Source organism: Dokdonia sp. (assembly GCF_039945015.1).
Classification (GTDB): Bacteria; Bacteroidota; Bacteroidia; order Flavobacteriales; family Flavobacteriaceae; genus Dokdonia.
The window spans coordinates 357068-370963 of record NZ_JBDUXP010000012.1; the positions used below are offsets into that span (position 1 = coordinate 357068).

Here is a 13896-nt window from a genome sequence, read left to right on the forward strand (position 1 = left end):
TATTAGATAGGTGCAATTTATTAAGACCTTCTTATGTATGTAATACGAGGTAATACGTATTGTGTAAGTGATAGTACGTATATGAATAATACAATATGTATTTAAAGCATTGTTAATAAATGTGTTACGAATTTTGTCTTTTAATGAATAACTTTTGAAAAGTGTATCCTTAATACGTTTTAATGCTTTGCTCTCCCTGCTTTTGCGAATCTTACAGGTTCGCTTTCGCAAAAGCGTACGCAACCTACATTTGATTATAACTATAATTAGTTATCTCATTTTATCAATACGAACTAGATTAAAATTGCTGTACCTGCCCTGCATTCAGTTGAATGATAAGGGCAATATCTGTGTTTAGGATATTTCCATCCATATCTGTATCTGCTCCAGAGTATATATTAATATCTCCAGAGTTAGATATAGCATTAGATATATCTGTATTTAGGATACTTCCATCTGCATCTACATCACCTGCATATATAGCAAATATACCATTACCCATGTCTGTAAGAGCAAGTGTACCTCCAGTAGCAACGTTGCTATCTGAACTAAGATCAAGAGTAATTGCTGCATCAGAAAGAGACACTGTAGCGGCAGTCATAACTCCTAAATGATTACGATGTGTTATAGCGACATGATAATCTCCAAACGTCTGAAAAAATGAAAGAGGGCTTATACCATCGATATCAACAATAGAACCATTACGTAATAAAAGAGCTGATTTTCCTTCAATAACAATATCGCTATTGATAGCATCACGCAATTCTACAAAAACCCAATCAACAACAGCATTAGGTCCTGTAGTGTCAAATACTGTTACATCACACATTAATCCATCATATGGTGATATTGTAGGCACTAAATTTGCTACTCGTAAATCATCTCGCATTAAGCTTTCTTCTCCTGGGTTTGGATTGGTAGAAGCGCCTTGTAAATATACTTTTACTTGAAATTGAAGTGGACAGTCTTTTCCGTTATCACTAATAGACCAACCGTAGGTGTCAATTAAATCTTGTCTTTCTAATTCACTATTACAGTAATTACTTTTTCCTCCACCAAATATAATATCCTTGGGAATGTCATCAAATCCATCGTTAGGATCGCCACTATCATCTGTATTCCAGCCAATTAATGTATTGTCGTAATTGGCAAGAGAAAGACGTATTCCGCTAGGTCCTGAACCAAACATATTTCTTAATCCAGAAGAGCTAGAACCTGTATCTACAATATTACCAATATCCCAACTTCCTAAATTCTGATCAAAAACATCTGCACCTCTAAACATATCTGCCATGGTAGTTACACTGCTAACATCCCAACCACTAATATCTTGATTAAAGGCATCTGCTCCTGAAAACATATTGGACATATCGGTAACGTTACCAACATTCCAATTACTGATATCTTGATTAAATACTAGTGCGCCATCAAACATATCTTCCATGTTTTCTACATTACTGACATTCCAATTACTGATATCTTGATCAAATGCATAAGCCGAATCAAACATTTCTTCCATGTTTTCTACATTACTGACATTCCAAGATGAAATATTTCCGTTAAATGCTTCGGCAGCATAAAATAGTTCATCCATGCTTATTACACTAGATACATTCCAACTGTTCAAATCTTGATTAAATATCTCTGCATCTGAAAATACACCTTCCATATTTGTTACACTTGAAACATTCCAATTGTTTAATGGTTGATTAAAATCATAGGCTTCATAAAACATATAATATAGACTTGTAGCACTGCTCATATTCCATCCGCCAATGGGTTGATTGAAAATATCACAATACCCAAAAGCTTCATCAAAAATTTCAACGTTGCTTACATTCCAATTGGTTACATCTCCATTAAAAGAAGCGCAATCGTAAAATATATCTTCCATGCTAGTTACCATAGAAAGATCAGGTGTGTCAATAGCTGGATTGGTAATATTTAAATTGGAGCAACCATGAAAAGCAGCTTCCATAGAAGACCATTGAATATTCCCCCATTGTTCTATGGTTAAAATTTTATTTTTATCGCCTCCGTTATCAAAATATATTCTTGGAAAGTTACCTGTTATAGAAACCGTATACGTTCCTGGACTTGCGTAGGTATGTGTGGCATTTCCTGAATAGCCGAGTATGGTGCCGTCTCCCCAATCTACAAAATAATTATATCCATTTCCTGTAGTTGGGATTTCTATTGAGTTATCATCAGAAGTCCCCGAGTTATCGGTTTTCCATGTCGTTGTAAAATAATTTTCCGGAGTGATTGTTCCTAAAGAAACCACCAAGTTTACAGAACTACCAAACACAACAGATGTACCTGCTATTGGATCTTGACTTATGACGGTTCCAGCAGGTATTGTATCACTATATACACCTGTAAGTATTCCTGTTAGTAAGCCCTCATTTGTTAGTGTTGTTGCGGCATCAGTTTGTGATAAACTTACAACATTTGGAACGATCACATCTCCAATTGGGCAAGATAAATCGCCATCAGTAATTATCCAATTGGATGTATCTATTAAATTTTGTCGGGCAGTTTCACTTAAACAATAATTACTGTTTCCTCCATGAAATTGAATACCAGCAGGAATTTGTGTTTCGCCTGCTGCTGTATCTAAAGTATTCCAGCCAATGAGTGTATTGTCATAATTTACTCTAGAGATTCCAGCCGATCTAAACATATTATTTAAACCATCAAAATTACTAACACTTACAACGCTACTAATATCCCAGTTTCCTATATTTTGATCAAACGTCTGACAACTTTCAAACATACTAGCCATGTTCGTCACATTACTGACATCCCAATTGTCTAAAGGCTGATTAAATGCTTGAGCTTGAAAAAACATATAATTAATATTCGTTACATTGCTTAGATTCCAATTATTTATAGGTTGATTAAAGTTTTCTGTACGTTGAAACATAGCTCTCATATTGGTCACACTACTTACATTCCAATTGTTTAGTGGTTGATTAAAAGCTCTAGCGTCATTAAACATACTACCCATAGTAGTCACATTACTTACATTCCAATTGTTTAGTGGTTGATTAAAAGCTCTAGCTCTATAAAACATATTAGACATTAAAACAGCACTACTGACATTCCATGTAGAAATATTTCCATTAAAAATAAACGCTTCAGAAAACATATTTCGCATTTCTGTTACATTAGAAACATCCCAAGTATCTAGATCTTGATTGAATAAGTCACAACGCTCAAACATTGAAAACGTATCTTTTATCGTACTTGTATCCCAAGTATTGAAAGCAAGTGTTCCTACTAGGGAAGAGCAATCAAAAAACATAAGAGGAGTTCTGGTGACGTTTGATAAATTGGGCGCGTCTGGAGCTGAAACATCTAAATTAGTACAACCCGAAAAAGCACCTTCCATAGAGGTCCAAGCATTGGTTCCCCATTGCATTACATCTACAATAAAGCCATTACTGCTGCCAGCAAAAGTAAAACGAATACGATCAATATGTCCGTCTAAGACAGTTACTGTATAGGTTCCTGCGGTAGTATAGGTATGTGTTGGTGCTTCCCCTAAATTGGATTCAACAGTTCCATCTCCCCAATCAATTGTGAGTGTGCCAGAACTAAAATATAACGGAAAGGTAATTTCTTGGTTATCTATTGGTGTGGTCCATTTAGTAATAAATTCATCTTGAGCATTGCTATTTGAAGTGCTTAGAAAAAGTATTGTAAATAGTAGACTTATTAATGAGGTATTTGCTTTCATCACAATCGTTTTTAACGAGTACAAAGTATGATGACTTAGATTTGTATGGAATACGAGGTAGTACGTATTCTATAAGTAGTAATACGTATTTATGTGTATTTGATTGATAATTAGGTATATACTGAGGTGTTTTTATGTGCTTTCGCGAAAGCATACTAAGCATTATATCATTTATAATGAATTCATAGTATAGGTTACATATACAGGTAGATTAATAGTGCTGTTGGGTTGAATGATGAGAACAATATCTGTGTTTAGGGTAGCTTAAACCTCCTTATAGTTATGTAGATAGTCCTCCATGATCATATGATTATCATCCTTATAAATAGATAAAAAGGAGGCAATACTGCCTCCTTTTTAGAATCTATAGCACATCTTACTAAACCAAAAGTCCCTAATCTAAATTAACAATGTAGTGCTATAGATTTTTATGAAATTGAATACGTAAATATTAAGCTTGTTTTAACTAGCTTAGTATGTTTGTAATTTTATCAAGTGCAATATATTTTGATTTCTTCACGTATGAAATACGAAGTAATACGTAATATATAAGTGGTGGTACGTAGTAAAGTACATTTAAAAAATGTGTTGTGAATAAAATGTATTAATACCATTGAAATAATAAATTCACTAATTATAATACTGAATGTTAGATTTAAAATTGTTTTTGGAGGTTTTGTTTGAAATGTATATACTTTAACGCTCTGCCCTCCCTGCGATCGTGAACTTGCCTACCTGCAAGAATGTACTTTGGAAGTATAAAAACTTAGAAGTGATTTGTGTTATTTGAGTTGTAGTTCTTACACGCTTGAAAAAAAACTGAAGGAATACAAATATTAGGAGTATAGTTGGTACTATATTTTAAGGACTATATAGGAATGTTGAGGTAAATTTTTGTACCCACATTAGGAGTGCTATAAATATCTATTTTGGAGTTAATAATTTTAGTGCGTTCTACTAAGGTTTTCATCCCTAAGCTTGTTTGTTTTTTGAGTTGTTGTGAGAAGTCAAAGCCTTTTCCATTGTCTTTTATAACGGCTTCTATTATATTTTCTTTATGAGTAATCGTAATGGAAGCCGTTTTTGCATCGGCATGCTTTACCATATTACTCAATATTTCTTGCATAATTCTATAGAAGTGTAGTGTCGTTTCTTTAGGGAGTAGGTGGTCTATAGGATCTATCTGGTGTGTGAAGAATAAGGATGTATTAGCATCCACTTCATTAATTAATGATTCTATGGCTTTAGTAAGTCCTAAATTTTCTAACATAGCTGGATGTAAACTTCTAGAAATACTTCGCAATTCTTGGAGGGTATTTGCAGCGAGGATTTGTGCACTTTGGTCACCTGAAATTTCTGTTTTTTTGGAGAGTAGCATTAGTTTTTGCCCTACGCTATCGTGTAATTCACGTGCAAGACGAGTGCGTTCCTTTTCTTGTTCACTAATAAGATTTTGTGAAAACTGTTCTTGTAATATTTGTTTTGTACGTGTAAAATTTCTGGAGCGTATTAAGTAAATGATAGTAAATAATGCTAGTAAACTCAATCCACCAAAGAAGATCCATTGTTGTTTTACCTTATTTTTCTGATCTAATACTACTATCTCATTTTGTTGAGCAGTTATTTTAAAATCTCTTTTTTCAGTTTCATATAAAGTTTGATAATAAGCCAAAGCTTGCGCCTTTTGCACATTTTGGGTAGAATCTTTTAACTTAATGGCTTCTTCATAATAAGTATATGAAGTTTCAATATCACCTAATGCTTTGTATATTTCAGCTAACTTTTCTTTAGTCTCAAATATTCCAGTGGTGTTTTTAGATTTTTTAAGAAGTTCTAGCTGTTTTCTAGCTGTTATTTTAGCATTTTCAAAATCTTTTATAGCAATGTAATAAATGATAAGAGCTTCTCCATATGTAGGAATGTCAATAAGAATTTTTTGTGTTATAAAGGCTTTTTGAATTTCATCATAATAATATTTTGCCTTAGGTATATCACCTATTTCTGAATAAGCTCTCAATAAACCACATATTGTTTTTTGTTTGTTAACAGTAGTATTCTTAATCTCATTCTCATGTGTTAGAGATTCTTTTAAAAGCTGAATTCTCAAAGTCTGATTTCCTTGTTTTTCAGCATCAATAGAAGCATTGTATAGTGCCGTAAATAGGGGTCTGTGCGCTGCTTTAGGATTGTAGGTGTGCATATGATTATTAAGAGCTGTAACTTCATCTCTAAGTACTTTTGCTTCTTTAAAAAAACCCATTCTACTATAAATATTTGCTAAACCATTTTGAGCATTAGAATGCTGTACGCTATCCTTACTTTTTCGAGCGATTTCAGCACTTTCTTTAAATGCTTGAGATGCCAGAATATATTCCCCAATATCTGCCTGTGAAGAACCTTTGTAATATTTGGCTTGCAAATGCATAGCTGTATCTTTTGCTTTTAGGGCAAACCATTCTGCTTTTTCATAAAAATAGATGGTTTCCTTGATTTTACTAGAATAATAGTAAGCATCTCCTACAGATAATTGAAGTTGTGCTAATAATTTTAAGCTGTTTTGGTCTAAATTGGTGATATCTATTTTTCTTTCTTTAAAGAACTCATAAAAATTAATAGCTTCCTTATATTGCCCTAATTCTTCTATTAGGTAAGAGATATGATCTTTAGCATATGAAATTGCTAATGGTATGGTATCTATGGTAATTGCATAGTTTATCTGTTCTTTTATAATTGTATAGTTTACCTGTTCTTTTTCTTCTTTAGTATATTGATATAAACTATCCATTTGGTCTGGCTTAGAAATGCCTTGGGATTGAATAATTTTCTTTTGGAGGTTATCAATTTTTTGAAGTAAATCTTCCTGAGAAAATGTAAAAAGAGAATGCAGGAGTAGTAGATAAAAGGAGATATTTTTCATGATATTTTTTGTAGAGGGATATTTAGTATGGTAGTAGTGCCTTTATTTAGAGTGCTATTCAGATGTATTTCAGCGCCTAAAATTTTGACACGTTCCAAAATGGTTCTTAATCCTAAACCATACTTTTCTTTACCTGCTGTTGTATCAAACCCTTTGCCATTATCTTTAATACTGATTTCTACACAATCTTCTTTATGTGTTATGGTTACTGAGGCAGCTTTCGCGAAAGCGTGTGTGACTAAATTAGTAAGTAATTCTTGTACGATTCGATATAAGTGAAGTGTTGATTCCTTAGAGAATAGATGATCTATAAGGTTAATTTCATGGGTAAAGAAAGTCGAAGTTTTTGCATCAATATCATTTACTAGAGACTCTATCGCTTTGGTAAGTCCTAAGTTGGTTAATATTATAGGGTGTAAGTTTCGGGAAATACTTCGTAATTCTTCCAATACATTTCCTGCAAGATCTTGTGCACTTTTATCCTCTAGAGCTATTGCTTTTTTAGATAATAATACGAGTTTTTGTCCTACACTATTGTGTAATTCTTGAGAGACACGAATGCGTTCTTCTTCTTGATTCTTGATAAGACTCTGCGCATATTGCGTTTGGAGTTCTTGCGTTTTTTTTGAGAATAGTTGTTTTCTCTTATAGAGAATATATCCAGAAACCAATAAAGAAACTAAAAAACCAATGATGAGTAACCAATAAATTTTAGCAGTTTTTTGTTGTAGATTTTCTTTTTCAATAGCTATAATTAGTTGTTCTTTTTTTAATGTTTCAGCCGCATTATTTAAGGCTGCATTACTCAGTAAAGTAATGTCTTTTTGTTGCTGAATGATTTTTACTGTATTAAGACTATCCTTAAGATGGTGGTAGTTTATAGTTAATTGGTTAGCCTCCTTATAGTTTTTTGTAGCTTCTGCATAAACTTTTTTTGTTTTGATAAGAAGCAATACTGATTCCGTATATCTAGTATAATTAGTTTCTTTATTTAAATTCTTCTCGATATCAGAAATAAGTTGCTGTGCTTTTACAAAATTTCCTTGTCGTATTTCTATATCGGCCCATTGTAAACCAGCACGGAAACGGCGTTCTTTCTTTCTATTGTCTAATTCTTTATGAGCGTAAAAATCATAATTTTTAATGAATAGCATTTTTGCTTCAGGGAATCGGTCTAACTCCCTGCATACCAATGCAATATTATCATATAAGCTCCAAGCAAATTCCCCATGTAAAGGCAGGATGTCTTCATAGTCTTTTTTCTGGGATAGATAGAATAAAGCAGAATCATATTTTTTACGATTATAATAATGATATCCTAAGTTATTTATAGCAGCTAAGGGATCTATTGTTTTGGGTTTCTTGAGGTCTATTTCAATTAGTTTTTTATACGCCCACACAGTACTATCATGTTGTTGGAGTCCAATATAGTTTGTAGCTAATCCTGCGTAAGCTTCTTTCATTAATGCATCATCCCTTGATAGATCATCAGAGTTTCTTTTTTCAAGTATAGCAATTATTTTTTTTGCATTTTTAGTAGATTCTTGAGTCATACTATTGAAAGAGAGTACCCCCATATAGGATTTGTGAAAAGCAATTTGTAAACTATCTGTTACTTGATGTATAAAATTAAGACCTCGATAGTAATTTTTAATTTTTTCTTCAAGTGTTGTTTTGTCTATTACTTCGGTTTTATGATTGTATGCTATAATTTGCCGTATTTCTTTTGTTGATTGCAGGTCAATAGACGGGGTTTGAGCAGAAAATATCGCACATATTAAAAACCAAATGATATAATGATATTTTAATATGCCTTTATACATAGAAGTATTTAGATTTTAAAAATACAAATTCTTTCAATTGATTCTTTGAATGTATATTTAATTGAAAGCAAGGTATTATCTAATTATTGGCCACAATATACGCGACAGTACGTATTATATACGTGGTACTACGTATATAAGTTGACTTATGATGGTTCCAGCAGGGATTGTATCACTATACACACCTGTTAATGTTCCTGTTTGTAAACCTCCATTTATAAGTGTTGTTGCGGCATTAGTTTGTGATAGATCTACAACATGTGGAACGATCACATCTCCAATTGGGCAAGATAAATCGCCATCAGTAATTATCCAATTGGATGAATCTATTAAATTTTGGCGGGCAGTTTCACTTAAACAATAATTACTGTTTCCTCCATTAAATTGAATATCTACAGGGATTCGTGTTTCTTCGCTATCTAAAGTATTCCAACCAATTAGTGTATTGTCATAATTTACTCTAGAGATTCCAGCCGATCTAAACATATTATTTAAACCATCAAAATTACTAACACTTACAACGCTACTAATATCCCAGCCTCCTATATTTTGATCAAACGCTTGACAACTTTCAAACATACTAGCCATGCTCGTTACATTACTTACATCCCAATTATCTAAAGGCTGATTAAATGCTTGAGCTTCAAAAAACATATAATTAATACCGGAAACACTACTTACATTCCAATTGTTTAGGGGTCGATTAAAAGCTAATGATTCTGTATAGTTTCCTTGATTACTATTTAAAGTAGCGTATAACCTATAAATATCGCCTAGATATACAGCATCTATTGTATGTTTTTGAGTATTATAAATTGCAAGCGCTTCATCTAGATGTTGTTCTGCATTGCTGAAACCTCGCTGCGTTTTATATCTACTAAGTTTTAGTAAACTAAAAAATTTAACAGAGTCATTTTCTGCTTGCTTATAAACACGTTCAAGACTTTGTAAAGTATCGTTACTTTGTTCTTTCTGAAATTCTTGAGCAAGAATAGTAGTGTTTAAAAAAAACAATATAATTAGGAATGGGGGTAATTTTTTCAAAACACTATATTTCTTTAAAGGAATATAATCAAAATAATCTTTGTTCTACTCCTTATTGTGCTATCAATATTAATATAGTTAAATGATTTCTATTAAAAAGAAACCTCTCTGCCAAGTGACAAAGAGGTTAGAGCTGTTGCTTCCAATTTTTATCCCTCCTAATTATACCAACAGCTTTTATTTAAGAAAAAACGTATTATCTAATCATTTGTAGACTAAGGCTTTATGTGCTATGGGCGTCCTGTTTTTTTTAATGTATTACTTCTACAGATTTAGTATACGCTTTCGCGAAAGCGTATGTACACAGATCATCTATTTGAAAAACCTCAAGATGTTACTATTTAAAATTGTTGAATACGCCCTGCATTAAGTTGGATAAAGAGCGCGATGTCTGTATTAAGGATATTGCCATCCATATTTATGTCTGCTCCGGAATAGGTATTTATGTTTCCAGAGGTTGAGATTACATTGGTAATATCGGTATTCAAGATGTTACCATCAGTATTTGCATCACCAGCATACATGGCAAAAATCCCATTGTTCATATCTCTCAGTGCTAACTCCCCTCCAGTAACTGCCGTAGTATTTGAACTAAGGTCAATAAAAGTACTATCAACTGAAAGTGCTACGGTGTTAACGGTTAATATTCCTAAATGATTACGATGTTTTACAGCGATATAATAATCTTTAGAATCATTTGTAAAGCTTAATTCTGAGGTTCCATCTATAGCAACAATATCCCCATCTCGTTGTAATAATGCAGACTGAGCGTTGATTATGATATTGTGGTCGGTTGCATCTCGTAATTCTACCCATATCCAATCTACGATGGCATCACTTCCATTGGTATCAAATACAGACATATCTATAGTAGCATCATCAGTATATGGTGTTTCTGTGGGGATAAGATTGGCAGTGCGTAAATCATCTCGCATTAAATTTTCTCCTCCAGTAATAGGATTGGTTATAGCTCCTTGTAAGTAAACTTTCAAATTGAGTGTAATATTCCCACAATTGGGATGTTGTAGTCCATCATCAATTGTCCATCCATAAATTTCTATCAATTCTTGTCTTTTAGTTTGACTATCACAATATTGACTACTTCCTCCATGAAAAATAATACCCGTTGGAATATCATCCTCCTCATTGTTTTCACCGCTGTTATCAGTAGCCCAACCAATAAGAGTATTATCATAATTTGTAGTTGACATGTTTGCGCCACGAAACATCCATTGCATATTAGTAACATTCGTAAGATCCCAATCTCCCAGATTTTGATCAAATGCTGTTGCAGACCAGAACATTCCAGGCATATCAGTTACCTGACTCACATTCCATCCTGAAATATCGCCATTAAAATTTGGAGAATGACCAAACATATAATTCATGTGTTCTACATTAGATACATCCCAATTGGTAAGATCTTGATTAAAAGCTAGAGCACTATTAAACATTGCATACATGTTTGTAACATTACTAACAATCCAATCATCAAGTGGTTGGTTAAAGTTTGGATTGTTAGCAAACATTCCAGTCATATCTGTTACCTGACTCACATCCCAATCATTAATTAGACTGTTGAATGAAGAGTCTGTAAATAAATGTTTCATATTTGTAATATGACTCACATCCCAGTCATTAAAACTTTCTGTGCCTATTAAACTATGGCAGCTACCAAACATGCTTTCCAAAGAAATTACATCATCCAAATAAGGAGTATCTGTTGCAGTAATATCTAAGTTTGAACACCCAAGAAAAGCATTTTCCATAGAAGTCCAAAAGTTTGTTCCCCATTGAGTAATTTCAATAATCTTTAAACGATCTCCAGCATTATTAAAATAAATACGTCGAAAAGCCCCACGGATTGCTATCGTATATGTTCCAGCTTCTTCATAACTATGTGTAATGGAACCAGTAATTCCAGTATTTTCAGGAATAAAAAGATTGCCATCATAATTCCAATCTACCTCATACTCATAGGTTTCTTCACTAAATGTAGGTATTGTAAATTGATTATCCTCAGAGTCACCCATATGATCTGTTTTTACTTTAAAAACAAAAGGTCTAAGCCCTGGAAGAGGTGGACCTTGTGCATTGATTTTATTTGTAAACAACAGCATTAAAAGACTGCTAAATAAAATGAGGGCAATTGTTTTCATTATTAGTTTTTTAAGTAAGCGAAAATTATGATTGTTGTATTACTTATAAAATACGAGACAGTACGTATTATTTAAGTATTAGTACGTACTGAGAGAGAACTATAACAAGAAGGGAGCTTGTTACAGCTCCCTTCTCCCAAATCTATAGCACCACACTTCTCACGATTAACATAACTAGTTTAATTAATCTATGAGCATCAGGGCTACATTACCCTTAACTTGATGGTTATAAAGATATTATGTTATGTTTGAGCATGAAATACGAGCCAGTACGTATTATTTAAGTATTGGTACGTATATAGTCTTAATACAGAAAGGAGGCAATTCTGCCTCCTTTCTCATCATCTATAGTATGTTAACCAACCTATTTAATTATCAATTTTTGTACTGTAGTCTCACTATCCGATTGAATTTGCATAAAATACATGCCTCTTGCTAGTTCACTGGTTTGGATGCTTTGTGAACTATTAAAATTCTTCAAGCTAATTGTTTTTACACGTTTTCCATTAACATCTGTAATGATTACTTGTTGTAATTGTTTTGTCCCTTGGTAACTCAGTATTACTTGATCTGTAGCTGGGTTAGGGTAGAGGGTTACGCTTTCGCGAAAGCTAACTTCATCTGTATTTAATACATCACGTTCTTGGAATATAACCGTAAAACGCTCAGATTGAATACCACTTGTAGCTACAAATGAATAATTGCTTTCTTTTAAATTTGTGATGGTATTATTTAAATGATCAATTAAAAATACAGGTACATTTTCAAGATTGACACCTTCAAAATGATCTATACTAATGGTGTAATTTTCCTCTGTTTCTACAGAAGTCGCAAATCCTAGTGTAAGTTCTATCGATGGATCAAACGCTTCTCTTCCTTGGATAGCAAGATACTCTCCATCTAGATTTGTAAATAAAGAAAGGAATGTTCCTAATCGTTTACTATCATATCCTTTGTCAAATCCAGCTGTTGCATTAGATGTAAATCCGATGCCGGTTTGTGATACAGCTTCATCAAAAGAATTGGTAGTAAGGTTTAACCATAGTTTATCTATCTCACTATTTTCTGAATTTCTAAATCCATCATTATTTCCAGCGACACGAATACCATTGGTAAAGACAACAGGAGTATTATTGGTCATTTCCGTTTGATCTGCTTTGATTCCAAATCCTTGCCCAGAAGCCATAAACTGCCCAGGTGCCGTTCCTCCATTGACAGCCGCTACTCCCATCATTGTGTTACGCATCGAGATATCATTCATAGAGAAATTACTGGTTCCAAAACCTGGTAAATCAGATGTTGGGTTGGTTAAGTGATCCCAATAGTATACTTCATTTACGGCATCGTTAGCATTGATAAATGCTTCTACATCAATAGCCGATGCATATGGATTTCCTAATAAATTATAGTTGTTAATTGTAGCTGGTCCATTGTAGTTAATAGGCACCGAAATAGTTCCTGAGTTTAATGTACCAGGATTCATAGCATTTTGTGTATAGGTAATCGTATACGCTCCATCACCTACGTTTGGCTCTGGTTGGGGGAACACCAGTTGTCCAATACCTGCATCAGGTAATACTGCACTCCCAGTTACAGGTAATAAGTAATCATTATCATCATCAAGGAAGTTTTCAGCTCCAGTAAACTCTGGGAATACCATTAAGTCAATATCAAAAGGCACGAAATTACTAGGGATAATACTAAAGACAGCTCTTGAATTTCCATAGACTCTATCTCTGTTTTCTGAAGTTACAGGACTACTCATCGCAACAAAATTACGATCGTCTAGGGTAGGAGTAATTTTCGCTACCGATATAGATCCATTATTAGTAACAATAGCATCATCACTCCTTTGTACAACACTTCCCATATTAGTGACTGTTAATGTTCCTTCAATAGTAATGTTATTTACAATGTCTACATATTCATTATCACGAATTGTAAGTGCAAAACTATCATTTATGATAAGCTCACAGGCTACAATATTTCCATCTGTAGTTGTATCATACGCTCCATTAATAATAGCTAGATAAGTAGCATCTGGAGCACCATTGTTCCAAGAAGTCCCATCCCAAGTAGTGTGATTATCACAATCTACAGAAAGACGTATTGGATTAATACTACCAAAGGTTCCTGCGAGCGTTGGCGTTGTGTTAAAACTAGAAGCATCAACAATAGTGGCTGTGTTATCGTAAAGATCACCAGTAGAAA

General features: G+C 33.3%; 6 protein-coding genes. All 6 read right to left on the reverse strand.

Annotated elements, in window-relative coordinates:
* Nucleotides 1-298: 298 nt before the first annotated feature.
* A complete protein-coding gene (locus ABJD27_RS10475) occupies nt 299-3742 on the reverse strand; it encodes a BspA family leucine-rich repeat surface protein (protein WP_348162561.1) in 3444 nt (1147 codons plus the stop codon).
* A gap of 868 nt (nt 3743-4610) precedes the next feature.
* The gene (locus tag ABJD27_RS10480) at nt 4611-6659 is read right to left on the reverse strand and encodes a sensor histidine kinase (protein ID WP_348162559.1); all 2049 of its coding nucleotides are present in this window, start codon (nt 6657-6659) and stop codon (nt 4611-4613) included.
* A complete protein-coding gene (locus ABJD27_RS10485; RefSeq protein ID WP_348162557.1) occupies nt 6656-8482 on the reverse strand; it encodes an ATP-binding protein in 1827 nt (608 codons plus the stop codon). Before ABJD27_RS10485 ends, ABJD27_RS10480 begins: the two co-directional genes overlap by 4 nt.
* Nucleotides 8483-8596: 114 nt before the next feature.
* Entirely contained in the window at nt 8597-9526 is a 930-nt protein-coding gene (locus ABJD27_RS10490) for a BspA family leucine-rich repeat surface protein (RefSeq protein ID WP_348162556.1), read from the reverse strand.
* 341 nt (nt 9527-9867) lie between these two features.
* Nucleotides 9868-11685: a BspA family leucine-rich repeat surface protein gene (locus ABJD27_RS10495; protein ID WP_348162554.1), complete on the reverse strand. Its 1818-nt coding sequence runs from the start codon at nt 11683-11685 to the stop codon at nt 9868-9870.
* A 364-nt stretch (nt 11686-12049) separates the two neighbouring features.
* Nucleotides 12050-13896 (reverse strand): T9SS type A sorting domain-containing protein (locus ABJD27_RS10500; RefSeq protein ID WP_348202035.1); only part of this gene is annotated, 1847 nt, incomplete at its 5' end.

What these genes read in the sequence shown, in the direction of transcription:
- ABJD27_RS10475 (WP_348162561.1), bottom strand. Translation starts at nt 3,742, where the DNA reads ATGAAAGCAAATACCTCATTAATAAGTCTACTATTTACAATACTTTTT.
- ABJD27_RS10480 (WP_348162559.1), bottom strand. Translation starts at nt 6,659, where the DNA reads ATGAAAAATATCTCCTTTTATCTACTACTCCTGCATTCTCTTTTTACA.
- ABJD27_RS10485 (WP_348162557.1), bottom strand. Translation starts at nt 8,482, where the DNA reads ATGTATAAAGGCATATTAAAATATCATTATATCATTTGGTTTTTAATA.
- ABJD27_RS10495 (WP_348162554.1), bottom strand. Translation starts at nt 11,685, where the DNA reads ATGAAAACAATTGCCCTCATTTTATTTAGCAGTCTTTTAATGCTGTTG.